The organism is Streptomyces sp. NPDC047081 (assembly GCF_040643775.1).
Classification (GTDB): Bacteria; Actinomycetota; Actinomycetes; order Streptomycetales; family Streptomycetaceae; genus Streptomyces.
Map to the genome: position 1 here is coordinate 34759 of NZ_JBEYUY010000022.1, position 24939 is coordinate 59697.

Genomic DNA, 24939 nt, shown 5'->3' on the forward strand with positions numbered 1-24939 from the left:
CCCTGCTACTCCGCCCCCTGCTCCTCCACCACCTGGAGCATCTGCTCCGCCTCCGAACGCCGTTCCTGAGCCGTCTCGTCCGCCTCGTCGGCGCCGTCGTAGGCCGCGAGCACCGCACGCGCGCGTGCCGCCGCCCGTGCTGGACGGCTGAGGTCGGCCTCCAGCCAGCCCGCGGCGAGTTCGGCCCCGGTACGGCTGTGCAGGGCGTCGTCCCCGAGGGAGGCGAAGACCGCGACGGCCTCGCCGACCTCGGCGAGGGCGCCTTCGAGGGCGGCCCGTATCGAGTCGTCGTCGGCGTCCTCGGCCGCCGAGCGGGCCAGAAGGTCGCCGAACTGGCGGTGGGTGTGCCCGAGTTCGGCGACGAGCCGCTCGCGCGCCTCCTCGTCGTCCACGCCGTCGCCCAGCACGGACTCGCACTCCCGGACCGCGGCCGCCATCAACTCCCGTGCCTCGTCCGCCCCGTCGTCCGCCCGCAGCGCCAGCCACGCGCGTGCGCGCAGGGAACGCACCAGGCCGTGCACATTGCCGAGCGAACGCCACAGCTCGCCCGCGCGCGCGTACGCCCGGTCCGCCTCGGCGGGCAGCCCCGCCGCTCCGAGGGACTCGGCGGCGAGGTGGGCGAGCGTCGCGTGGTCGTGCTGCTCGGGCCAGTGCCGGGCGGTCTCGGCCGCCTGCAGCCGCCGTTCGGCCGCCTCCCGGTGCTCGCCGAGCTCGCTCAGACAGTCGCCCAGCCACCACTGCGTCTGTACGACCGCGCCGTCGCCGTGCGTCTCGGCGCTCAGGTCGGGCAGCGCCGACTCCAGCACCTCGGCGGCCTCGGCCCAGCGTCCCTGGCGCAGCAGGAACCCGCCCAGCTGGTGCCGGGCCCAGGCGCCGAGCGTCCGGCCCTCGCCCGCCTCGTCGGCCCAGTGCGCGGCCTCCAGGGCGTGCTCCGAGGCCTCCACGGCCAGCCCGCGGCCACCGAGCACCTCGGCCAGCTGGAGGTGCAGCTGGGCCCGTCCGACGGCCTCCAGATGGGCTCCGCCGTGCTCCAGGGCCGCCCGTAGCGCCCGTTCCGTCTCCGCCATGTCGCCGAGGTGGTGCGCGAGCCCGGCCAGCCGCGCCTCGTACTCCACGGCGAACCACGGCAGCCCGACCGTGACGAACCCGGCCGAGGCCCGCCCGAACAACTCGACGGCCTCCTCGAAGTCGCCGCGCTGCAACGCCAGTTCGGCAAGCATGGCCCGCCCCTCGGCCTCCCGCGAAGCGATCCGCACGTCGCCCCCGGCGTACCCGCCGACCAACGCGAGCAACTCCCGCACGGCGGCCTCGGCGTCGGCCAGAACCGTTTCGCCGGAAGGCGCGTCGGCGGCGCCGCCCGCCTCGTCCGTCACACCGTTGACCTGCCCGCCGTCCTCCGCGGCCTCGTTCGCCTCCTGCACCCTCCGCATCAGGATCCGCGCCCGGCCCATCAGCACCGACGCCGTCTGACGTACCTCCGTCGCGTCGTCGGCGTACAGCGCGAGGATCTGGTCGTACGGCTCGGCGACCGCGGCGAGGGCCTCGTCCACGCGGCCCGTCAGGGCGCGTACGTACGCCGCACGCGTGCGTGCCGCCAGGGACTCACCGGGGTCGCCCGCCTCCGCGTACAGCTCGGCGGCCCGCTCGAAGAGCTCGGCGCCCTCGGGGCCCCGGTCCATCGCCTCGTGGTCGACGATCTCCGCGCGGTCGCGGGCGTCCAGCTCGGCGCCCTCGGCGGCCCGGGAGACGGCCGCCCACGCCTCCACGGCGTTCGGCTGCAGGGTGTCCGAGAGCCGTCGCGCCTCGGCCAGCAGCGCCGGCAGATCCGGTTCCGCCGCGTCCACCGCGACCGGCGCCACAGGAGCGGCGGGGGCCACGACAGGGCGCACCGCCGCGCGCACCCCGAGCGGCAGCCGGTCCACCAGCGGGCGCTGCGCCATACGCGCGCGTGCCCGTTCACTCACGTACGCCGTGCCGTTGCGCTCGTCGAAGCGCGCCGCCAGCGCGAGCGCCTCCGCACGCGCGTGTGCGGCGAGTTCGCGCGCGGTCCACGTGCGGCCGGCCGGCCCCGGCACCTCACGGTCGCCGAGCCCGACCTCGTCCAGGCGCTCCATGAGCAGCGTCACCACGCTCAGGAACTCCAGCCGGCTGCGCGGATGCCCGGTGTCCGTGAAGTACGCCGGCCGCTCCGCGAGCAGCTCCAGACCGCGCGCCTCGTTCCCGGTCAGCGCGCAGAACTCCACATGGTCCGCGTACGCGCCCCGCATGCTCTCCATGGACCGCACGAGCCGGAAGCCGCGCAGATGGTTCGCGCGCGCCTCGTCCGTGCGGCCCAGCCGCAGCAGCGGCACCAGGGACGACGCCAGCACCGTGTGCGGCTCGTGCGCGCAGGTGAACTCGCCCTCCAGGACCGGCCGCCACAGCAGCAGCGCCTCCGCGTCGCGCCCCTGCTCGGCCTGCCACCAGCCCTGCCCGTGCAGCTCGCACGCGTGGCAGTCGGCCATGTCGTCCCGGTCCGCGGCCAGCCACGCCGTGTACGCGCGCTGCGCGCGCGTGACGTCCCCGACATGCGCGGCCACACTGAACTCCGCGCTGCGCACGGCCCGTTCCGAGTGCCCCGCGAGCCGGTAGCGGTGCTCCATCTCGCCGAGCCACTTCTCGATCGAGGCGAGCGGCACGTGCGGCTGGTCGAGCATGCCGGACGACATCCACTTGAAGACCCAGTGCAGCGAGTGCACCTCGTACTCGTCGAAGTCCTCGGGCCGCTCGTCCCACATGCGCAGCAGACGCGCAAAGGGGACGAACATCTTGTCCTTCTCGGAGCTGTAGTTGTAGACCTTCAGCTGGTGTCCGAGCGCCTCGACGACGGCCAGCGGAATGCCCAGCTTCTCGGCCTCGGCAAGCAGCTCCTCCGCGCGCGCGTTGCGCGCCGGGCCCTCCGGCTGCTCGGAGTTCTCCGCCATCGCCCGGCGCAGGGCGTCGAAGTCCGTGATCCCGCTCATCAGTGACCGCCCCCCGCGGAGTTGCCCGGCGTGTCGGATTCGCCGTGAGTCGCCCATTCCAGCAGACCGATGAACGCCCGGTTCAACAGCGCGGTGTCCGCCGGCCGCAGCGGGCGCTGCGCCATCAGCAGCGCCTGCCCATAGAGGGACTCCGTGGCGGTGCCGATCAGTTCCGCGTCACCCAGCGAACTGATCCTGCGGACCAGCGGGTTGAGGTGGTTGAGCACCAGACGCGCGCGTGGGGCGCCGCCGCGCAGCGAACCCAGGATGCCCGCCCACAGGTCGTCGGCCTGCTCCTCGGCCTCGGCGCGGGCCTGTTCGTGACGGGTCCGGCGGTCGTCGAGGTGCAGCGCGGGCACCGAGATGGGGTGGAAGGAGCGCAGTACTATGTCACATTGCACTGCGTCCAGCCGGGCCCGGGCCGCCGCCAGGAACCCCGACAACGCCAGCTCCTCCGCCGGATCCACCGCGTCCAGATGCGCGGTCACCGTGTCCGCGTCCAGCTCCGCGACCACCGTCCCCGGCCGCACCGACGGCAGCGCCTCGACCAGCTCGCTGTCGTACGTGTAACCGCCGTTGATCACCCCCACGCCCTGCGCGGACGCGATCGGCGCGACCTGCCGGTACTCCTCGACGGTCCGCGTGAAGTGCACCACCGGGTGCCGCTGCGCGAACTCCTCCAGGGACAGCCGCCCGTCGGTGGTCTCGAAGGGCAGCCACGGCAGCATCGTCCGCAGCATCTCCGTGTCGTGCCGCGCAAGGGACTTCACGCCCAGGTGGTGCACGGACAGGAAGGCGCCGAGCCGTTCCGGATCCCCCGCCGCGAGCCCCGTCAGCCAGGACCGAATCCTTTCGCCCAGCGCCTCCCGTACGGCGGCCAGCGTCTCGTCCTCGTACAGCGCCTCGCGCGACGCCGTGGGCCGCAGGCTGTCCGTGTCCAGCACGCAGCGCACGAAGAACGCCCAGTCCGGCAGCAGCTGTTCGGCCCGCTCGGTCAGCAGCATGCCCTTGAGGTGCACGCGATGCGTGGCCCGCTGGGCCGGGCTGACCGCGGAGGGCAGCACGTACGCGACCCCGCGGATCCCGGCCAGCGGCACGCTCAGCTCGATCGTGTCCAGCGGGGTGAAGCCGAACAGGTCGTGACAGTGCCGGGCCAGCGCCACACGCCGGTTGGCGGGGGAGGGGTAGGGCCGGTCCCACGGAGCCGGCAGATCGGTGACCGCCTCCTCACCGACCCGGACGTCGTACGGCAGCAGCGACCCGAAGTCCCGCGCCAGCGTGAGCACGCGCTCGGGCGTCAGCCACTCGCCGGCCCCCGCCCGCGCGACCAGATGCACGGTCGTGCCGGGTTCGGGACGGGCCTGGGCGGGCAGCGTCCGGACGGTGTACGAGCCGTCGTCGCTCGCCGTCCACTCCACGGGCGCCGCGTCCGGCGTACGGGCGCTGCGGCTGACTACCCGGATCCGCTCGGCCACCACGAAGCAGGCCAGCAGCCCGATGCCGAACTGCCCGAGGAACTCGGACCGGGCCGCCTCCAGCCCCTCGGCCCGCTTGGAGCTGCGCCCGATCGTGGCCAACAGGTTGTGCACGTCCGCCTCGGTGAGCCCCACGCCGGTGTCCTCGACACGCAGGGCGCCGCCCTCCGCGTACAACCGCACCCGCGCCGGGGCGTCGGGCTGCTCGGCCCGCCGGGCGGTGATGGCGTCCACGGCGTTCTGCAGGAGCTCCCGCAGATACACCTTGGGGCTGGAGTAGAGGTGGTGCGAGAGCAGGTCCACCAGGCCGCGCAGGTCGACCTGGAAAGTGTGAGGCTGCTGGGGTGACTGGGACGGCTGGGGTGACTTCGAGGTCTGGGAGTCCATCGTCGCAGCGCCGGTGGGGGGACTCGCGTCGGCGCGGGGTCGGGCGGTCCCGGATGGGGCGGTGACCGCGGGGGATGGCCGGAGCGCGCCATCCTAGAGCCCGAACCAGCCGTCTGACCAGGGGTTTCTGGGTACGTATACGGCAATGTCAGTGGCGTGGTGTGCAATGGATCTCGTGCCCGCACTGCAAGAACCGCTGCAACAGCCGCTGAAGTCGGTGCTCGGACCAGCCACCGCGAAGGTGATGGCCGAGCACCTCGCCCTGCACACCGTCGGCGACCTCCTGCACCACTACCCGCGCAGATACGAGGAGCGCGGGCAGCTCACGCACCTCGCCGACCTCCCCATGGACGAGCACGTCACGGTGGTCGCCATGGTCGCCGACGCCCGTCTGCACTCCTTCGCCTCCGCCAAGGCGCCCCGCGGCAAGGGCCAGCGCCTGGAGGTCACGATCACGGACGGCAGCGGCCGCCTCCAACTGGTCTTCTTCGGCAACGGCGTCCACAAGCCCCACAAGGAACTCCTCCCGGGCACACGCGCGATGTTCGCGGGCAAGGTCTCCGCCTTCAACCGCCGCCTGCAACTGGCCCATCCGGCCTACGAGTTGCTCCGAGGGGACACGGACGAGACCGTCGAGACCTGGGCCGGCGCCCTGATCCCCATCTACCCCGCCACCGCCAAGCTGGAGTCCTGGAAGATCGGCAAGGCGATCCAGACGGTCCTCCCGACTGCCCAGGAAGCCGTCGACCCCCTCCCGGCCGGCCTCCGCGAGGGCCGAGGCCTGGTCACCCTCCCCGAGGCCCTCCTCAAGATCCACCGCCCGCACACCAAGGCCGACATCGAGGACGCCCGCTCCCGCCTCAAATGGGACGAGGCCTTCGTCCTCCAGGTGGCCCTCGCCCGCCGCAGGCACGCCGACGCCCAACTCCCGGCGGTCGCCCGCAAACCCAAACCCGACGGCCTGCTCACCGCCTTCGACGACCGCCTCCCCTTCACCCTCACCGAGGGCCAGCAGAAGGTCTCCAAGGAGATCTTCGACGACCTGGCCACCGAGCATCCGATGCACCGGCTGCTGCAGGGGGAGGTCGGATCGGGCAAGGCACAGCCCCTTGACTCGCTTGTGCTCACCCCCGCCGGTTTCCGTCGGATGGGGGATATGAGTGTGGGGGACGAAGTGGTCGTGCCGCAGGGCGAGATCGCGTTGGTCGACGGCGTGTTCCCGCAGGGAGAGCGGGACGTCTGGCGTTTGCTCCTGTCCGACGGAAGTTCCGTGGAGTGCGACGACGAGCACCTCTGGATCGTCGGCACGAGCTCCGGCTGGCATCGGGGCCAGGCACCCAAGGTCATGACAACGCGGGAGATCCGCCTCGACACGTTCAAAGCCAATGGATCGTCGAAGTGGTACATCCCAGCAGCGGCGCCTGTGGATCTCGGAGACGACTCCGGCCCGCCGCTGGATCCATATCTGTTCGGTCTCCTGCTTGGGGACGGTTCGTTCCGCCACAACCTGCGTTTGTCCACGATCGACGACGAGATCCGCGATGCCGTGGCAGCCGCGATCGCACCTGAATGCCGTCTCGTCCCGGTGAAGGACTCTCGCTGCGACTACACCATCCAGCTGACGCGACGCGTCGGAGGAGTCCGCAATCCCATCATTCAGACCCTGCGGGATCTTGACCTGTGGGGTATGACGTCGCACGGCAAATTCGTGCCGGACGAGTTCAAGAACACGACGGTCAAGAACCGCCTTGCCCTGTTGCAGGGCCTCTTGGACACAGACGGCACCGTCCAGGCGGACGGCTTGAGCATCTCGCTCTGTTCCGCTTCGCGCAGGCTTGCCGACGACGTGGCCTGGATCGTGCGTTCGTTGGGTGGCCGCGCGCGCGTACTGCCGAAGCGAGCTGCTTTCAATGTCTCGGTGGCCCTCCCAGGCGAATACGCGCCGTTCCGGCTGACCCGTAAGGCAGATCGCGTACGCCCCCGGCCGAAATACAACACCTTCCGACGCGGAATTCGTGCAGTCGAGCACGTCGGCCGAAAGCACGTCCAATGCATCAGCGTTGCTCATCCGAGCCACGCGTACGTGACCGACAATTTCACGGTCACCCACAACACCATGGTGGCCCTCCGCGCCATGCTCGCCACCGTCGACGCGGGCGGTCAGGCCGCCATGCTCGCGCCCACCGAGGTGCTCGCCCAGCAGCACCACCGTTCCGTCGTCGAGATGATGGGGGAGCTGGCCGAGGGCGGCATGCTGGGCGGATCCGAGCACGCCACCAAAGTCGTCCTGCTCACCGGCTCCATGGGCACGGCCGCCCGCCGCCAGGCGATGCTCGACCTGGCCACCGGCGAGGCCGGCATCGTCATCGGCACGCACGCGCTGATCGAGGACAAGGTCCAGTTCCACGACCTCGGCCTGGTCGTCGTCGACGAACAGCACCGCTTCGGCGTCGAGCAGCGCGACGCCCTGCGCGGCAAGGGCAAACAGCCCCCGCACCTCCTGGTCATGACGGCCACCCCCATCCCCCGCACGGTCGCCATGACCGTCTTCGGCGACCTGGAGACCTCGGTCCTCGACCAGCTCCCCGCCGGCCGCTCGCCCATCGCCTCGCACGTCGTCCCCGCCGCCGACAAGCCCCACTTCCTGGCCCGCGCCTGGGAGCGGGTCCGCGAGGAGGTGGAGAACGGCCATCAGGCGTACGTCGTCTGCCCCCGCATCGGCGACGAGGAGGACGACCCCAAGAAGTCCGCCAAGAAGAAGTCCCCCGAGGACGAGGCGGAGAAGCGCCCCCCGCTCGCCGTCCTGGACGTGGCCGACCAACTGGCCAACGGCCCCCTCCAGGGCCTCCGCGTCGAGGTCCTGCACGGCCGTATGCACCCCGACGACAAGGACGCGGTCATGCGCCGCTTCGCCGCCGGCGACACGGACGTCCTGGTCGCCACGACGGTCATCGAGGTCGGCGTGAACGTCCCGAACGCCACGGCCATGGTGATCATGGACGCCGACCGTTTCGGCGTCTCCCAGCTCCACCAGCTGCGCGGCCGAGTGGGCCGAGGCGCGGCCCCCGGCCTCTGCCTCCTGGTCACGGAGATGCCGGAGGCGAGCGCGGCCCGCCAACGCCTCAACGCGGTCGCCTCCACCCTGGACGGCTTCGAACTCTCCCGGATCGACCTGGAACAACGCCGAGAGGGCGACGTACTGGGCCAGGCCCAGTCGGGTGCCCGTACCTCTCTGCGGGTCCTGGCCGTGATCGAGGACGAGGACGTCATCGCCGAGGCAAGGGAGGAGGCAGCGGCAGTGGTGGAGGCGGACCCGGACCTGACGGGCCTTCCGGGCCTACGCACAGCCCTGGACGCCCTCTTGGACGAGGAGAGGGAGCAGTACTTGGAAAAGGGCTAGAAGGGAGCCGACCTGCTTTAGGGGCGCGGGGCTGTATTGAATATGCGGCTACCGCCGCGCGAGCGCGAGCAACCACGACGGACCTGCTGCCAAACTGAATCCGTAACCACCCCCGAACAAGGACCAAAGATGACCCGCGTGATCGCCGGTGCCGCCGGCGGACGTCGTCTATCCGTCCCACCCGGCAACGGAACCCGCCCCACCTCCGACCGCGCACGCGAAGGTCTCTTCTCCACCTGGCAGTCCCTCCTCGGCGGCCCCCTGGACGGCGAACGAGTCCTGGACCTCTACGCCGGCTCAGGAGCGGTAGGCCTGGAGGCCCTCTCCCGCGGCGCCGGCCACGCCCTCCTCGTCGAGGCCGACGCCAGAGCCGCCCGCACCATCCGCGAGAACGTCAGGAACATCGGCCTCCCCGGCGCCGAGGTCAGGGCAGGCAAGGCCGAGCAGATCATCCAGACGGGCCCGCCGACAGCCCCGTACGACCTGGTCTTCCTGGACCCTCCGTACCGTGTGACAGATCACGATCTTCGCGAGATTCTGCTCACACTCCGCACCGAACACTGGCTCGCGCCGGAGGCCCTCGTCACCGTGGAGCGCAGCACCAGAGGCGGCGAATTCGCGTGGCCGGACGGCTTCGAGGCGATCCGGTCCCGTCGTTACGGCGAGGGAACGTTTTGGTACGGTCGCGCCGCCACGGGCGATGACGCCTCTACGTGCGAAGACGCACGATGACCGGACCGGAGAGCGAGGGACCTCAAGTGCGCCGTGCCGTCTGTCCCGGGTCGTTCGACCCGATCACCAACGGACACCTCGACATCATTTCCCGCGCCTCCCGTCTGTACGACGAGGTCTATGTCGCGGTCATGATCAACAAGTCCAAGAAGGGCCTGTTCGAGATCGACGAGCGGATCGACCTGATCCGCCAGGTCACCGCCGAGTACGGCAACGTGAAGGTCGAGGCCTTCCACGGCCTCCTCGTCGACTACTGCAAGCAGCGCGACATCCCCGCCATCGTCAAGGGCCTGCGCGCGGTCAGCGACTTCGACTACGAGCTGCAGATGGCCCAGATGAACAACGGCCTGTCCGGCGTGGAGACCCTCTTCGTGCCGACCAACCCGACCTACAGCTTCCTGTCCTCCTCGCTCGTCAAGGAGGTCGCGACCTGGGGCGGAGACGTCTCCCACCTGGTGCCGCCGCTGGTCCTGGAGGCCCTCAACGAGCGTCTGCGCAAGGTCTGATGAGGCGCGGGGACCGATGGGGCTACAGTCGTCCCGTCCGTCTCCAACACATCGGTAGAGAGTGGCGAGCACACGGTGGACGTGCAGAAGAAGCTCGACGAGATCGTCGCGGCGGTCTCCAGCGCCCGGTCGATGCCCATGTCCGCGTCATGCGTGGTCAACCGCGCGGAACTGCTCGCCATGCTCGAAGAGGTGCGCGAGGCGCTGCCCGGCTCCCTGGCACAGGCCCAGGAGCTGATCGGTGACCGGGAGCAGATGGTCGAGCAGGCCCGCCAGGAGGCCGACCGGATCATCGGCCAGGCGCACCAGGAGCGCGGCTCGCTGATCTCCGACACCGAGGTGGCCCGCCGCTCCCAGGCCGAGGCCGACCGGATCCTGACCGAGGCCCGCCAGGAGGCCGAGGAGGTCCGCGCCGAGGCCGACGACTACGTCGACTCCAAGCTCGCCAACTTCGAGGTCGTCCTCACCAAGACCCTCGGCTCCGTCGGCCGCGGCCGCGAGAAGCTCCTCGGCACCGGCCCGGGCCTCGACGAGCAGGGTTACGAGGACGAGGACGCCCCCGAGCGCAGCCACGACCCGGAGACCCTGCGCAAGGACGCCGACGCCTACGTCGACGCCAAGCTGGGCGCCTTCGAGGCGGTCCTGGCCAAGACCCTGGAGGCGGTCGGCCGCGGCCGGCAGAAGCTGCACGGCCGTATCGCCACCGACGACCTGAGCGCCCTCGCCGACGACCAGACGTCCTTCCAGCACTCCAGCGACGCCGACTACCTCGCCGACCTCGCCGCCCTGGCCCAGCAGGACGCCCCGGCCGAGCAGCAGCCGGTCCAGCAGCAGGACTACGCCCAGCCGGAGCCCGTCTACGGCTACCAGCAGCAGCCCGACCCCTATGCGGGCCAGTACCAGCAGCAGGGCTACGGCCAGCAGGACGCCTACGGCTACCAGCAGGCCGATCCGTACGCCTACCAGGGCTACGACACCGGCCAGCAGCCCGTCTACGACCCGAACCAGGGCCACCAGGCGCAGCACCAGCCGCAGCAGTCGTACGCCCTCGACGAGACCAGCCTCTTCGACACGAGCATGATCACGCCGGAGCAGCTGAGGGCCTACGAGCAGGGGCGCGGCCAGTAAGGGACCACCGGATTGGGCCGTGAGCGAAAGGTCCAGTATCCTGGCTCTTCGGTCGCGTGTACGTCCGCGATCAACGCTGCCCCGGAACACCGCAGGGCGGCGTCCCTCTGAGCTCGAAGATCGAAAGCAGGAATGGCTCCCAACGCTCGCCTCGACCACCGCAACCCCCTCGTGTTCGACACGCACGAGCTGGGTCGGCGTCCCGGTGCGCTGCAGCGGCTGTCCCGCACGATCGACGCTCCCAAGGACTTCGGTGTCCAGGGGGTGATCGGAGTACCGGAAGGCGCTCCGGTGGAGCTCGACCTCCGCCTCGAGTCGGTCATGGAAGGGGTGCTTGTCACAGGCACCGCCCGTGCACAGGCCGAGGGGGAGTGCGTAAGGTGTCTGGAGCCGCTTCAGCTGGACGTCGAAGCGGAATTCCAGGAGATGTTCTCGTACCCTGACGCCGACGATCGGGGCCGCCCCAAGGCGGAGCCGACCGACGACGCCGAGGAAGACGAGGACAGGCTCTTCATCGAGGACGGCCTGTTCGACCTCGAGCCCGTGCTGCGCGATGCGGTGGTGCTCGCACTGCCGATGCAGCCGGTGTGCCAGGACGACTGCCCCGGCCTGTGCTCCGAGTGCGGAGCCCGGCTGGCGGACGACCCGGACCACCACCACGACGCCGTCGACATCCGTTGGGCGGCTTTGCAGGGACTCGCCGGTTCACTCGAAGACGGCGAGAAGGACGAGATGAGCGGCGCTGACGCGGAAGCGGGCGTCGACGAGAAGCAGGAGAAGTAGCCGTGGCTGTTCCGAAGCGGAAGATGTCGCGCAGCAACACGCGCCACCGCCGGTCGCAGTGGAAGGCTGCGGTCCCCACCCTGGTTGCGTGCGAGCGCTGCCACGAGCCCAAGCAGCAGCACATCGCGTGCCCGTCTTGCGGCACCTACAACAAGCGCCAGGTCCTCGAGGTCTGAGCGGCTGGTGAGAGGCACCGTGTCCACTGCCAAGAAGGCGGAAGACGCCAAGGCGGACCCATCCGCCCGGAAAAAGTCGGACAACACGGCCTCGTCCCACACGCTTCTGGAAGGGCGGCTCGGGTACAAGCTCGAGTCCGCCCTTCTGGTGCGTGCGCTGACCCACCGTTCGTACGCGTACGAGAACGGCGGTCTGCCGACCAACGAGCGGCTGGAGTTCCTCGGGGACTCCGTGCTCGGCCTGGTCGTCACGGACACGCTGTACCGCACCCACCCCGACCTGCCCGAAGGCCAGCTGGCCAAGTTGCGGGCCGCGGTGGTCAACTCGCGTGCACTGGCGGAGGTCGGTCGCGGTCTCGACCTGGGCTCCTTCATCCGGCTCGGCCGTGGTGAAGAGGGCACGGGCGGCCGGGACAAGGCGTCCATCCTCGCCGACACCCTGGAAGCGGTGATCGGCGCGGTCTATCTCGATCAGGGCCTCGACGCGGCCTCCGAACTGGTGCACCGCCTGTTCGACCCGCTCATCGAGAAGTCCTCGAACCTCGGAGCCGGCCTGGACTGGAAGACCAGTCTCCAGGAGCTCACCGCGACGGAGTCCCTCGGCGTGCCCGAGTACCTCGTCACGGAGACCGGCCCCGACCACGAGAAGACCTTCACTGCTGCCGCCCGCGTCGGAGGCGTCTCGTACGGCACCGGCACCGGCCGCAGCAAGAAGGAGGCGGAGCAGCAGGCCGCCGAGTCCGCGTGGCGGTCCATCCGGGCCGCGGCGGACGAGCGGGCCAAGAAGGCGGCGGCCGAGCGGGCCGCGGCCGAACACGCCGCCGAACACGGCGACGGCCCCACCTCCGTCTCTGCCTGACGAACAGCGCATCCCGAGCGCCCGTCCCCGCCGTGGGGCGGGCGTTCGGCTCATACACAGTCCGGTACGGGGGTCGTCATGCCCGAGTTGCCCGAGGTCGAGGTCGTCCGGCGGGGCCTGGAACGGTGGGTCGCCCACCGTGTCGTCGCCGACGCCGAGGTGCTGCACCCGCGTGCCGTGCGCCGGCACATCGCGGGCGCCGACGACTTCGCGCACCGCCTCAAGGGCCACCGCGTCGGTGTGCCCAGCCGCCGCGGCAAGTACCTGTGGCTGCCCCTGGAGGACACCCACCAGTCGGTCCTGGCGCACCTCGGCATGAGCGGCCAGCTGCTCGTCCAGCCGAACACGGCCCCCGACGAGAAGCACCTCCGCATCCGCGTCCGTTTCGCCGACGACCTCGCTACCGAGCTCCGCTTCGTCGACCAACGCACCTTCGGCGGGCTGTCGTTGCACGACAACACCCCCGAGGGCCTGCCCGACGTCATCGCGCACATCGCCCGCGACCCCCTCGACCCGCTGTTCGACGACGAGGCCTTCCACCAGGCGCTGCGCCGCAAGCGGACGACCATCAAACGGGCCCTGCTGGACCAGTCGTTGATCAGCGGAGTCGGCAACATCTACGCGGACGAGGCCCTTTGGCGCGCCCGCGTCCACTACGAGCGCCCCACGGCCGGCTTCACCCGCCCCCGCACGGCCGAACTCCTGGGCCACGTAAGGGATGTGATGAACGCGGCGCTGGCCGTCGGCGGCACCAGCTTCGACAGCCTCTACGTCAACGTGAACGGCGAGTCGGGGTACTTCGACCGGTCACTCGACGCGTACGGCCGCGAGGGGCTGCCGTGCAAGCGGTGCGGTACGCCGATGCGGCGGCGCCCCTGGATGAACCGGTCCAGCTACTTCTGCCCGAAGTGTCAGAGGGCGCCGCGCGTCTCGTCGTAGCGCGTCCGGGACGCGAGGACGTCGTCCATGCGGCCCTCCAGCAGATGGATCAGGCCGAGGAGCCGCTCGGCGACCTCGTGGCCGAGCGGGGTCAGTTCGTAGTCCACGCGGGGCGGGTTGGTCGGCTGGGCCTCGCGGTGCACCAGGCCGTCGCGCTCCAGCGCGTGCAGTGTCTGGGACAGCATCTTCTCGCTCACGCCGTCGACGCGGCGGCGCAGCTCGTTGAAGCGCAGCGACCCCTCGTGCAGGGCGCCGAGCGTCAGCGCGCCCCAGCGTCCCGTGACGTGCTCCAGGGTGCCGCGCGAGGGACAGGCCTTGGCGAACACGTTGTACGGGAGGTCCTGCACCTCCGCGCGCTCCTGCGTGATGTCCATACCACAAGCGTACTCGAAGGCAGCGCTAACCGACAGTTAGTGCAATCTGCCGGTTAGCGCCTCGCGCTCCGTCTAGTAGCCGAAGTCCTGCGTCCACCAAGGGCCGCCCGTGCCGAAGTGCACGCCGACGCCGAGGGTCTTGAAGTCGCAGTTCAGGATGTTCGCGCGGTGGCCCTCGCTGTTCATCCAGGCCTCCATCACCGCGGCCGCGGTGGCCTGACCCCGGGCGATGTTCTCGCCGCCCAGGTTGGTGATGCCGAGCTTCGCCGCCCGGTCCCACGGGGTGGCTCCGCTGGGGTCGGTGTGGTCGAAGAAGCCGTCCGCGGCCATCGCGTCGCTGAACGTCTCCGCGAGGTCCGACAGCGCGCTGTTGGCGGCGACCGGGCTGCACCCGACCTTGGCCCGCTCCTCGTTGACCAGCTTGAGGACCTCCGCCTCGGCGGCGGCCTCCGCGGAGACCGTCACCGGGGCGGTGGTCTCCTTCGGCGGCTTGGTCTCCTTCTGCGAGGGCGTGGTCTTTGGCTTCTTGCTGGGCGTCGCCTTCGGCTTCTTCGTCGGCGCCTCGGTCGGCGCGGCCGACGCGGACACGCTCGGCGAGGGCGAGGCCGTACGGTCCGCGTCACGGCTCGTGGAGGAGCCCTGGTCGCGGCCGTCGACGCTGCCGGAGGTGCCGCCCTGCTCGGTCGCCGAGTTGGTCGGCGTGCTCGCGGCCTGCACCTTGTCGTTGCCGCCACCGCCGAGCTTGTAGTTCTCCAGCCCCGGGACGGCGCCCGTGGCGACCGCGACCGTGCCGATGGCGACGGCCGCCGAGACCCCGAGCAGCCCGGTCTTCACCGGCGTGACGACCTTCTTCTTGCGCCGGCGCGAACCACCGCGCCGGTTCCTGTCCGCCGAGAGCCCGTGCTCCGGGAAGACGGTCGCGTAGTCGTCCTCCGTGGCGAACAGGTACGCGGCACTGCGCGCCGAGGCCCGCTCGTGCTCGACGGACGTCCGCGGGAGCTCGTCGGTGTTCAGGTACGGAGCGGTGCCCAGGGTGGTGTTCTGCCCGTCGCCCGCGAACGCCTCCGGCGGGTCGTAGCTGTAGTCGTAGCTGGGCGAGTGGTACCGGGGGTCGTAGCCGCTCGTGTACGAGCCGTCCGTTCCTGTTACCCCCGTGGCGCGGCCCGTGGCGGCGCGGCCGGCGGCGGAGCGTCGGTGGCGTCCCATGTCCTTGCCCTTCCTCGTCCATGAGATCACCCGCGTCGTGAAGATCCTGCGAGTGATGTGACTCACTCGATCGAGTGAGTTTCATATGAGATTCATTGGGTGGGGACGGTACCGCATGGCGCCAGAGGAAGGAGTGTCCGGAGAGACATTGGCCGGTTAGGTTGCACCCATGAGCGAGGATGTGCGACTGGTCGCCTGGGTGCGGGGACGCGTCCAAGGTGTGGGTTTCCGCTGGTTCACGCGTGCCAAGGCGTTGGAGCTGGGGAGCCTTAGTGGTTTTGCTCTCAATTTGGGGGACGGACGGGTCCAGGTGGTCGCGGAGGGCCCGCGGGAGCGTTGTGAAGGTCTTCTGGACTGGCTTCAGGGCGACGACACGCCCGGCCGCGTGGAGGGTGTCACCGAGATCTGGGACACACCTCGTGGGGGTTACGACGGCTTCGCCATCCGCTGAGCGGTTTCTGTAAATCGGCCCAGGCGGAAGCGGAGGGACCTGCCACCGGCAGTTGCCCCGAGCAGAAAGGGCCTGGTGGTTGCCAAGAACCCCACGCTCTGGCAGGCTCCGCACCTAAGAATGATCGTCACGCCCTGAGGGCCCCGCAGGAGCCGCAGCGCCGCCCGTTTCAGGCCGCGCAGCCCCGGGTTGCCCGCCAATACAGGGCGTGATCGTGTTGACCGTCAAACTTTTTGGTGAGACGCTGAAAGCCCCGCGCACCTTAGCTGTTTGGCATGGATGAACGGCAGCACAAACTCAACAGTGCCAAGCATCGCGGGTGCGATTCCCTCACGACCCACACCGCTTCGGTCGGTCACTCAGTGTGGAGGACCATCCATCATGGCAAAGGCGCTTCTCGGTTACGTCGGCGGCTCTGACCCGCGACTCATCGCCGAGATGCGACGGCTCCAGCAGCGCGTACAGGACCTGGAATCCGAGCTCGTACGGATCCAGGCGGAGAACGACGCGCTCGCGGCTGCCGCTTCTCATGACTCGCTTATGGAGAGCATCGACGCACACCAGGCGGAGCCTGCGCTCACCTGATCACTGCATCGAACAACGACAGCAGTGGTTGGGCTGCCCGTGTCAACCGCTAAGTTGTCAGAGTTAGAGTTTGCAAGGGACGCTTCGGCGTCCCTTCTTTCTTTCCCCCGCGCATCCTTTCACTCTCTTTAACGTCTGGTGTGCCCTGCACGTTCATGGGTGAAACCGTGGGTTCATGGAGTGAGACACCCCCGGGAGGTAGAGTCCAGCGGCGTGCACCTCAAGGCCCTGACCCTCCGCGGGTTCAAGTCGTTCGCCTCGGCGACCACGCTCCGGTTCGAGCCGGGCATCACGTGTGTCGTGGGACCGAACGGCTCGGGCAAGTCCAACGTCGTCGACGCCCTCTCCTGGGTCATGGGCGAGCAGGGCGCCAAGTCGCTGCGCGGCGGCAAGATGGAGGACGTCATCTTCGCCGGCACCACGGGCCGTCCGCCCCTGGGCCGCGCCGAGGTCTCCCTCACCATCGACAACTCCGATGGCGCGCTGCCCATCGAGTACGCCGAAGTCACCATCACGCGGATCATGTTCCGCAACGGCGGCAGCGAGTACCAGATCAACGGCGACACCTGCCGCCTCCTGGACATCCAGGAACTCCTCTCCGACTCCGGCATCGGCCGCGAGATGCACGTCATCGTCGGCCAGGGCCAGCTCGACTCCGTCCTGCACGCCGACCCCATGGGCCGCCGGGCCTTCATCGAAGAAGCGGCGGGCGTCCTCAAGCACCGCAAGCGCAAGGAGAAGGCCCTCCGCAAGCTGGACGCGATGCAGGCCAACCTCGCGCGCGTGCAGGACCTCACCGACGAACTCCGCCGCCAGCTCAAGCCCCTCGGCCGCCAGGCCGCCGTCGCCCGCAGGGCCGCGGTCATCCAGGCCGACCTCCGCGACTCCCGGCTCCGCCTCCTCGCCGACGATCTCGTACGACTGCGCCAGGCACTGCAGACCGAGATCGCCGACGAGGCAGCCCTCAAGGAGCGCAAGGAGACGGCCGAGCAGGAGCTGAAGAAGGCCCAGCAGCGCGAGGCACTCCTGGAGGACGAGGTCCGCCGGCTCACGCCCCGCCTCCAGCGCGCCCAGCAGACCTGGTACGAACTCTCCCAGCTGGCCGAGCGCGTCCGCGGCACCATCTCCCTCGCCGACGCACGCGTGAAGAGCGCGACCTCCGTACCGCCCGAGGAGCGCCGGGGCCGCGACCCCGAGGACATGGAGCGCGAGGCCGCCCGCATCCGCGAGCAGGAGGCCGAGCTCGAAGCGGCCCTGGAGGCCGCCGAGCGCGCCCTGGAGGACACGGTCGCCCACCGTGCCGAGCTGGAGCGCGAACTCACCCAGGAGGAACGCCGCCTGAAGGACGTGGCCCGAGCCATCGCCGACCGCCGCGAGGGCCTCGCCCGCCTCAACGGCCAGGTGAACGCGGCCCGCTCCCGTGCGGCCTCGGCCCAGGCCGAGATCGACCGCCTGGCAGCGGCCCGCGACGAGGCGCAGGAACGTGCCGTCGCGGCCCAGGAGGAGTACGAGGCCCTCAAGGCGGAGGTGGACGCCCTCGACGCGGGCGACGAGAGCCTCGCCGACCAGCACGAGGCGGCCAAGCAGCAACTGAAGGAGGCGGAGGCGACCCTGTCGGCGGCCCGCGAGTCGGCAACAGCGGCCGAACGCAGGCGCGCGGCGACGCAGGCGAGGCATGAGGCGCTGGCGATGGGGTTGCGGAGGAAGGACGGCACGGGGGCGCTGCTGGGGGCGAAGGACCGGCTGAACGGTTTGCTGGGTCCGGCGGCGGAACTGCTGACGGTGACACCGGGCCATGAGGTGGCCCTGGCGGCGGCTTTCGGCGCGGCGGCGGATGCGCTGGCCGTAACCTCCCCGTCGGCAGCAGCAGACGCGATCCGCCTGCTGCGGAAACAGGACGGAGGCAGAGCGTCACTGCTTCTTGCCGGAGCACCCGACCCACTCAGGGGCGCGGGGCTGTATCAATCTGCGGCTCCGCCGCGGGGCGCGACCAGCCACGACGGACCCGCAGACGCCACACATCAGCACGCGGCAGATCTCGTCCGCGCCCCCTCCGACCTCATGCCCGCCATCCGCCGCCTACTCCACGGCATCGTCATCGTCCCCACCCTCGAAGACGCCGAAGAACTGGTCTACGCGAACCCCCACCTCACCGCAGTGACCGCCGAAGGCGACCTGCTCGGCGCCCACTTCGCCCACGGCGGCTCCGCGGGAGCGCCCAGCCTCCTCGAAGTACAGGCCTCCGTGGACGAAGCGGCAGCCGAGCTGGAAGAGCTCGCCGTCCGCTGCGAGGAACTCACCGAGGCCCAGCACGCGGCAGGAGACCGCCGCAGGGAATGCGCCGCCCTGGTCGAGGAGTTGGCCGACCGCCGCCGAGCAGCAGACCGCGAGAAGTCCGCCGTGGCCCAGCAACTCGGCCGCCTCGCCGGCCAGGCCCGCGGCGCCGCAGGCGAGGCCGAGCGCTCCGTCGCCGCGGCGTCCCGCGCACAGGAGTCCCTCGACAAGGCCCTCCAGGAGGTCGAGGAACTCGCCGAACGTCTCGCCGTCGCCGAGGAGATGCCGGTCGAGGAGGAACCCGACACCTCCGTCCGCGACCGCCTCGCGGCAGACGGCGCCAACGCCCGCCAGACCGAGATGGAGGCCCGCCTCCAGGTCCGTACGCACGAGGAACGCGTCAAGGGCCTCGCCGGCCGTGCCGACTCCCTCGACCGCGCCGCCCGAGCGGAGCGCGACGCACGCGCGCGTGCCGAGCAGCGCCGCGCCCGGCTGCGCCACGAGGCGGCCGTCGCCGAGGCCGTCGCATCCGGCGCCCGCCAGCTGCTCGCGCACGTCGAGGTCTCCCTCGCCCGCGCCGAGGAGGAGCGGGCCGCGGCCGAGGCCGCCAAGGCCCACCGGGAGCAGGAGCTCACCGCCGCCCGCAGCACCGGCCGTGACCTCAAGACCGAGCTCGACAAGCTCACCGACTCGGTGCACCGCGGCGAGGTGCTCGGTGCCGAGAAGCGCATGCGGATCGAGCAGCTGGAGACCAAGGCGCTGGAGGAGCTGGGCGTGGAGCCCGCCGGGCTCGTCGAGGAGTACGGCCCGCACCAGCCCGTACCGCCGTCCCCGCCTGCCGAGGGCGAGGAGCTGCCCGAGGACCCCGAGCACCCGCGCAACCAGCCGAAGCCCTTCCACCGGGCCGAGCAGGAGCGGCGGCTCAAGGCGGCCGAGCGGGCCTACCAGCAGCTCGGCAAGGTCAACCCGCTGGCGCTGGAGGAGTTCGCCGCCCTGGAGGAGCGCCACAAGTTCCTCAGCGAGCAGCTCGAGGACCTGAAGAAGACCCGCGCCGACCTGCTCCAGGTCGTCAAGGAGGTCGACGAGCGGGTCGAGCAGGTCTTCACCGAGGCGTACCGGGACACCGCACGCGAGTTCGAGGGCGTCTTCAGCCGGCTCTTCCCGGGCGGCGACGGGCGGCTCATCCTGACCGACCCGGACAACATGCTCACCACGGGCGTCGACGTCGAGGCCCGTCCGCCGGGCAAGAAGGTCAAGCGGCTCAGCCTGCTCTCCGGTGGCGAGCGCTCACTCACCGCCGTAGCGTTGCTGGTGTCGATCTTCAAGGCTCGGCCGAGCCCGTTCTACGTCATGGACGAGGTCGAGGCGGCGCTCGACGACACCAACCTGCAGCGGCTGATCCGGATCATGCAGGAGCTGCAGGAGGCGTCGCAGCTGATCGTGATCACGCACCAGAAGCGGACCATGGAGGTCGCCGACGCGCTGTACGGCGTCTCCATGCAGGGCGACGGCGTCTCGAAGGTCATCAGCCAGCGCCTGCGCTGAGACTATCTCTTCAAGAGTTGAACACAACCTCGTCACTCCTGCGCTGAAAAGTCACAGCCAGACCCTCTTGACTTCGAAACTTGAAGGCATAGTCTCGGCAACGTTGCTTTTACCTTCAGATACCACCTATCTCGAAGGGTCCCCCACCCGGCAGCGTTGCCGGTGGCCCGAGGAGTTGAACGTGACCAGCACAGCGCAGGCACAGAAGTCAGGAGCCAGGACGGCTCATCCCGATCATCTCGGGCACGTCATCTTCATCGCGGCGGCGGCCGCGATGGGCGGTTTCCTCTTCGGCTACGACAGCTCCGTGATCAACGGCGCCGTCGAGGCCATCCGGGACCGGTACGACATCGGTTCCGCGGCCCTCGCGCAGGTCATCGCCATCGCCCTGATCGGCTGTGCCATCGGCGCCGCGACCGCGGGCCGGATAGCCGACCGCATCGGCCGTATCCGCTGTATGCAGATCTCCGCCGTGCTGTTCACGATCAGCGCCGTCGGCTCGGCGCTGCCCTTCGCCCTGTGGGACCTCGCCCTGTGGCGGGTCGTCGGCGGCTTCGCCATCGGCATGGCCTCCGTGATCGGCCCCGCCTACATCGCCGAGGTCGCCCCGCCGGCGTACCGCGGCCGGCTCGGTTCCTTCCAGCAGGCCGCGATCGTGGTCGGCATCGCGATCTCGCAGCTGGTCAACTGGGGGCTGCTCAACGCGGCCGGCGGCGACCAGCGCGGCAAGCTGATGGGCCTGGAGGCCTGGCAGGTCATGCTCGGCGTCATGGTGGTCCCGGCCGTCCTCTACGGCCTGCTCTCCTTCGCGATCCCCGAGTCCCCGCGCTTCCTGATCTCCGTCGGAAAGCGCGAGCGCGCCCGCGAGATCCTCGAAGAGGTCGAGGGCAAGAGCGTCGACCTCGACGCGCGGGTCGGCGAGATCGAGCACGCCATGAAGAGCGAGCACAAGTCCACGTTCAAGGACCTGCTCGGCGGCTCCTTCTTCTTCAAGCCGATCGTCTGGGTCGGCATCGGCCTCTCGGTCTTCCAGCAGTTCGTCGGCATCAACGTCGCGTTCTACTACTCCTCGACGCTGTGGCAGTCGGTCGGCGTCGACCCGACGGACTCGTTCTTCTACTCCTTCACGACGTCGATCATCAACATCGTCGGCACCGTGATCGCCATGATCTTCGTGGACCGTGTCGGCCGTAAGCCGCTGGCCCTGATCGGCTCGGTCGGCATGGTGATCGGTCTCGCGCTGGAGGCCTGGGCGTTCTCGTACGACCTGGTCGACGGCAAGCTGCCGGCCGCGCAGGGCTGGACCGCCCTGATCGCCGCCCACATCTTCGTGCTCTTCTTCGCCCTGTCCTGGGGTGTGGTCGTCTGGGTCATGCTCGGCGAGATGTTCCCGAACAAGATCCGCGCCGCCGCGCTGGGCGTGGCCGCCTCCGCGCAGTGGATCGCCAACTGGGCCATCACCGCGAGCTTCCCGTCCCTGTCCGACTGGAACCTCTCCGCGACCTACGTGATCTACACGGTCTTCGCCGCGCTCTCCATCCCCTTCGTCCTGAAGTTCGTGAAGGAGACGAAGGGCAAGGCGCTGGAGGAGATGGGCTGAGCCTCGTAACAGAGGCCCTCGAACTCGAGGAGAAGGGCCAAGTCCCCGCTGCCCCTCTCCTCGACACCCTCCGCCGCCCCCGCCCGGTCACTTCCCGGTCGGGGGCGGCGGTGCGATGTCTTCACCGGGCCACCGGTTGTCGCCGCAAGTCAGCCACCCAGCGCCGGAATCACGCGTTCCGCGAACAGTCGCAGGCTCCGCCACCCCTCCTCCACCGGCATCCCACCGGCCAGCGGGTGCAGTACGAGGTTGTCGAGGCCCTGGGTCACGCACTCGTCCGGGGTGAGGATGCGGTAGACGCCCTCGGCGCGCAGCTCGGTCACGGTCGCGGCCGACGACCGCACCGCCGAGGTGATGTCGCCGGACTGCCAGGAGGCGTACGTCCGGGCCTCGTGCAGGAAGTGCTCGCCGTGCTCCGCCCAGGCCCGGTCCGGGTCCTCGGCGATGTGCAGCAGCGGGGTCTCGGCGGTCGGCATCATGGTCCAGCCCTCGGTGCCGTACTCGACGAGCCGTTCCTTGTAGTAGGCCTCCAGCTCGGGGAGGTGGGCGCTGGGGAAGAAGGGGAGGCCGAGGCGGGCTGCCCGGCGCGCGGCGGCCTTCGAGGAGCCGCCGACGAGCAGCAGGGGGTGCGGCTCGGTGAAGGGGCGCGGGGTGACCCGTACCGTACGGCCCCGGTACTCGAACTCCTCGCCGGTCCAGGCCTTGAGGAGCGTCTCCAGCAGCTCGTCCTGGAGCCGGCCGCGGCGCTTCCAGTCGACGCCGAACTGGGCGTACTCCTCGGGCCGGTACCCGATCCCGGCGACCGTCACCAGGCGGCCCCCGCTGAGCAGGTCGAGCACCGCGATCTCCTCGGCCAGCCGGAGCGGGTCGTGCAGCGGGCCGATGATCGCGCCGACCGTGACCGCGATCCGCCGGGTGGCCCCGAACACGGCCGCCGCGAAGGTGAAGGGGGAGGGGAGCCAGTTGTCGTCGACGCCGTGGTGCTCCTCGGTCTGCACCGTGGTGACCCCGTGCTCGTCGGCGTACGCGGCCATCTCCAGGGCGGCCCGGTAGCGGGCACCGAGCGAGGCGGGGGTGGCGCCGGGTTCGACGAGGTTGAAACGTACGACCGTGACGGGCATGGGGGTCCCCTTCGCCGGGCGGGTGTGGAGGGGGACGTTAGCTGACGGTGTGTCAGACATCCAGAGGGGTGTCGTAGGACTCCATGGCCGATACTGGACGGGTTATGGAAACCGTCATCCTTGCTGTAGTCATCGCCGTGGTCGTGATCGGCGCGCTCGGTGGGCTCGTCGTCGGCAGTCGGCGCAAGAAGTCGCTGCCCCCGCCGCCCCCCGCCGCCCCCGACATCACCGCCCCTCCGGCCGAACCGCACGTCGGCGACGAGGCCGAGACGCCGCGCGACGAACCGCGCCGGACGATAGAGGAGGTGGATCTTCCGGACGGCTCGGCGCCGGTCGCCGTCGAGGAACCCCCTGCGCTCGAAGTCCCCGAGATCGAGGTCCCCGAGCCCACCGCCGGCCGGCTCGTCCGCCTCCGTGCCCGCCTCTCCCGCTCCCAGAACGCGCTCGGCAAGGGGCTGCTCACGCTCCTGTCCCGCGAGCACCTCGACGACGACACCTGGGAGGAGATCGAGGACACGCTGCTCACCGCCGACGTCGGCGTGGCCCCCACCCAGGAGCTGGTCGACGGCCTGCGCGCCCGCGTGAAGGTCCTCGGCACCCGTACCCCCGACGAGCTGCGCGGCCTGCTGCGCGAGGAGCTCCTCAAGCTGGTCGGCACCGACGTCGACCGCACCGTGCGGACCGAGCCCGAGGACCGCAAGCCCGGCATCGTGATGGTCGTCGGGGTCAACGGCACCGGCAAGACCACCACCACCGGCAAGCTCGCCCGCGTCCTGGTCGCCGACGGCAACAGCGTCGTGCTGGGTGCCGCCGACACCTTCCGGGCCGCCGCCGCCGACCAGCTGCAGACCTGGGGCGAGCGCGTCGGCGCCCACACCGTGCGCGGGCCCGAGGGCGGCGACCCCGCCTCCGTCGCCTTCGACGCGGTGAAGGAGGGCAAGGAGCTGGGGTCGGACGTCGTCCTCATCGACACCGCGGGCCGCCTGCACACCAAGACCGGGCTCATGGACGAGCTCGGCAAGGTCAAGCGCGTCGTCGAGAAGCACGCCCCACTGGACGAGGTCCTGCTCGTCCTCGACGCCACGACCGGGCAGAACGGCCTGGTGCAGGCCCGCGTCTTCGCCGAGGTCGTCGACATCACCGGCATCGTGCTCACCAAGCTGGACGGCACGGCCAAGGGCGGCATCGTCGTCGCGGTCCAGCGCGAGCTGGGCGTACCGGTCAAGCTGATCGGCCTGGGCGAGGGCGCGGACGACCTGGCGCCGTTCGAGCCGGAGGCGTTCGTGGATGCGCTTATCGGCGAGTGAGACACGTCGCACACACGGTCGTACACACGCAGGAAGCGCCCGTCCCGAGGTGCAGTCGGAACGGGCGCTTCGTCATGTACGGCTACGCGCGCGACCGGTGTGCCACATACGCCAGCGTCCCCAGCAGCAGCCGCGCCGCCGGTGGCTTCGTCGCCGAGTCCAGGGCGGGCTGGCGCAGCCAGCGGACCGGGCCGAGGCCGCCGCGGTCGGACGGCGGGGCCGTGATGTACGTGCCCGGGCCGAGGCCGCGCAGGTCGAGGGAGGTCGGGTCGTCCCAGCCCATGCGGTAGAGGAGCTCGGAGAGCTCGGCGGCGGCGCCGGGGGCGACGAAGAAGTGGGCGCGGCCCTCGGGGGTGGCGGTGACCGGGCCGACCGGGAGGCCCATGCGCTCCAGGCGGACCAGTGCGCGGCGGCCGGCTGGTTCGGCGACCTCGATGACGTCGAACGCGCGGCCCACCACGAGCATGACCGACGCGCCGGGGAACTCGCCCCAGGTCTTGGTCACTTCGTCGAGGGTGGCGCCGGCCTGCACCTGGGGCGCGAACTCCAGTGGGTGCGCCCCCGGTTCACCACAATCCGTCCGGCCGCAGGAACAGACGCCTCCGGCGGCCCGTGCCCCGGCCACCACGTCCCAGCCCCAGAGGCCGGTGAACTCGGCGACGGCGGTGCACTCGGAGGAGCGGCCGCCGCGCCTGCGCGTGCCGGAGCGGATCTCCCGGATGCCGCCGATCGTGAAACCCATGCCCCCTCCAACGGGTTCTACGCGCCGGTGGTTACGGCGCGGATGCGGAACGTGACGCTGTGTTCCCGACTTCCCGGTCCCGCGCGGTCCAGGCGGCGCTCGGAAGTGCCCCGGGTGGTGAGTTCGGCGACGCGCGCCCCTGAGTGCATCGCTCCGCCTACTCCCGGTCGTCCTATGTCAAGTGAATCGCGCGCGGGCGACCGTTAGTTCATTCGAAGGGGTGGCGAATGGTGGCGTTTCCGGGATCGCCATGGCTGGACGGGTGATCGTAGGATTACTTTGAGTGCACGAGTCCTGGGGGCACATGCACTCGTGGGTATGCCGGAGGCAACTCGGGTTTCCGTTCG

Annotated in this window: 19 protein-coding genes; 13 read left to right on the forward strand and 6 right to left on the reverse strand. The window is 70.5% G+C overall.

The features are described 5' to 3' along the window. Positions 1-5: 5 nt before the first annotated feature. Positions 6-3002: a tetratricopeptide repeat protein gene (locus ABZ848_RS33585; protein WP_360838018.1), complete on the reverse strand. Its 2997-nt coding sequence runs from the start codon at positions 3000-3002 to the stop codon at positions 6-8. Continuing rightward, the gene (locus ABZ848_RS33590; protein WP_360838019.1) at positions 3002-4864 is read right to left on the reverse strand and encodes an HSP90 family protein; all 1863 of its coding nucleotides are present in this window, start codon (positions 4862-4864) and stop codon (positions 3002-3004) included. Before ABZ848_RS33590 ends, ABZ848_RS33585 begins: the two co-directional genes overlap by 1 nt. Positions 4865-5030: 166 nt before the next feature. On the opposite strand from ABZ848_RS33590, the gene ABZ848_RS33595 reads away from it, so the two are divergent. The 8 genes from ABZ848_RS33595 (at position 5031) to mutM (ending at position 13387) form a co-directional block, all read left to right on the forward strand. Continuing rightward, positions 5031-8264, forward strand: coding sequence for a helicase-related protein (locus tag ABZ848_RS33595; RefSeq protein ID WP_360838020.1), 3234 nt, complete (start codon positions 5031-5033; stop codon positions 8262-8264). Positions 8265-8393: 129 nt separating this feature from the next. Continuing rightward, a complete protein-coding gene (rsmD, locus tag ABZ848_RS33600; RefSeq protein ID WP_360838021.1) occupies positions 8394-8996 on the forward strand; it encodes a 16S rRNA (guanine(966)-N(2))-methyltransferase RsmD in 603 nt (200 codons plus the stop codon). 26 nt (positions 8997-9022) lie between these two features. Continuing rightward, complete coding sequence (gene coaD / locus ABZ848_RS33605) at positions 9023-9502, forward strand: pantetheine-phosphate adenylyltransferase (protein WP_360838216.1); 480 nt, start codon at positions 9023-9025, stop codon at positions 9500-9502. A 75-nt stretch (positions 9503-9577) separates the two neighbouring features. After that, the gene (locus ABZ848_RS33610; protein ID WP_360838023.1) at positions 9578-10630 is read left to right on the forward strand and encodes an ATP synthase F0 subunit B; all 1053 of its coding nucleotides are present in this window, start codon (positions 9578-9580) and stop codon (positions 10628-10630) included. Between the two features lie 132 nt (positions 10631-10762). Next, positions 10763-11413, forward strand: coding sequence for a YceD family protein (locus tag ABZ848_RS33615; protein ID WP_360838025.1), 651 nt, complete (start codon positions 10763-10765; stop codon positions 11411-11413). A 2-nt stretch (positions 11414-11415) separates the two neighbouring features. Then, positions 11416-11589, forward strand: coding sequence for a 50S ribosomal protein L32 (gene rpmF, locus ABZ848_RS33620; protein WP_003951102.1), 174 nt, complete (start codon positions 11416-11418; stop codon positions 11587-11589). A gap of 7 nt (positions 11590-11596) precedes the next feature. Further along, positions 11597-12448, forward strand: coding sequence for a ribonuclease III (gene rnc / locus ABZ848_RS33625; RefSeq protein WP_360838026.1), 852 nt, complete (start codon positions 11597-11599; stop codon positions 12446-12448). A 78-nt stretch (positions 12449-12526) separates the two neighbouring features. Beyond that, positions 12527-13387, forward strand: a complete 861-nt coding sequence (gene mutM / locus ABZ848_RS33630) for a bifunctional DNA-formamidopyrimidine glycosylase/DNA-(apurinic or apyrimidinic site) lyase (protein ID WP_360838028.1) — start codon at positions 12527-12529, stop codon at positions 13385-13387. Here mutM and ABZ848_RS33635 read toward each other — a convergent pair. Together ABZ848_RS33635 and ABZ848_RS33640 are read right to left on the reverse strand one after the other, a co-directional pair. Continuing rightward, on the reverse strand, positions 13360-13761 hold the full coding sequence (locus tag ABZ848_RS33635; protein WP_360838029.1) for a helix-turn-helix domain-containing protein: 402 nt from the start codon (positions 13759-13761) through the stop codon (positions 13360-13362). The two genes, mutM and ABZ848_RS33635, sit on opposite strands and share 28 nt — an antisense overlap. A 72-nt stretch (positions 13762-13833) precedes the next feature. After that, a complete protein-coding gene (locus ABZ848_RS33640; protein WP_360838031.1) occupies positions 13834-14967 on the reverse strand; it encodes a CAP domain-containing protein in 1134 nt (377 codons plus the stop codon). A gap of 169 nt (positions 14968-15136) precedes the next feature. On the opposite strand from ABZ848_RS33640, the gene ABZ848_RS33645 reads away from it, so the two are divergent. From ABZ848_RS33645 to ABZ848_RS33660, 4 genes are all read left to right on the forward strand, one after another. After that, positions 15137-15418: an acylphosphatase gene (locus ABZ848_RS33645; protein WP_360838033.1), complete on the forward strand. Its 282-nt coding sequence runs from the start codon at positions 15137-15139 to the stop codon at positions 15416-15418. 381 nt (positions 15419-15799) lie between these two features. Beyond that, complete coding sequence (locus tag ABZ848_RS33650) at positions 15800-16003, forward strand: hypothetical protein (RefSeq protein ID WP_360838035.1); 204 nt, start codon at positions 15800-15802, stop codon at positions 16001-16003. Positions 16004-16216: 213 nt separating this feature from the next. Further along, positions 16217-19822 carry a chromosome segregation protein SMC gene (smc, locus tag ABZ848_RS33655; RefSeq protein ID WP_360838037.1) on the forward strand — a complete coding sequence of 1202 codons (3606 nt, stop codon included), beginning with the start codon at positions 16217-16219 and terminating at the stop codon, positions 19820-19822. Positions 19823-20003: 181 nt separating this feature from the next. Further along, positions 20004-21422 carry a sugar porter family MFS transporter gene (locus ABZ848_RS33660; RefSeq protein ID WP_360838039.1) on the forward strand — a complete coding sequence of 473 codons (1419 nt, stop codon included), beginning with the start codon at positions 20004-20006 and terminating at the stop codon, positions 21420-21422. A 149-nt stretch (positions 21423-21571) separates the two neighbouring features. Here the strand turns inward: ABZ848_RS33660 and ABZ848_RS33665 are convergent, their stop codons facing one another. Next, a complete protein-coding gene (locus tag ABZ848_RS33665; RefSeq protein ID WP_360838040.1) occupies positions 21572-22543 on the reverse strand; it encodes an LLM class flavin-dependent oxidoreductase in 972 nt (323 codons plus the stop codon). A gap of 104 nt (positions 22544-22647) precedes the next feature. Between ABZ848_RS33665 and ftsY the strand changes: the two genes are divergently transcribed. Next, positions 22648-23850: a signal recognition particle-docking protein FtsY gene (ftsY, locus tag ABZ848_RS33670; RefSeq protein ID WP_360838042.1), complete on the forward strand. Its 1203-nt coding sequence runs from the start codon at positions 22648-22650 to the stop codon at positions 23848-23850. Between the two features lie 82 nt (positions 23851-23932). Here the strand turns inward: ftsY and ABZ848_RS33675 are convergent, their stop codons facing one another. Further along, a complete protein-coding gene (locus ABZ848_RS33675) occupies positions 23933-24592 on the reverse strand; it encodes a bifunctional DNA primase/polymerase (protein WP_360838044.1) in 660 nt (219 codons plus the stop codon). Between the last annotated feature and the right edge of the window lie 347 nt (positions 24593-24939).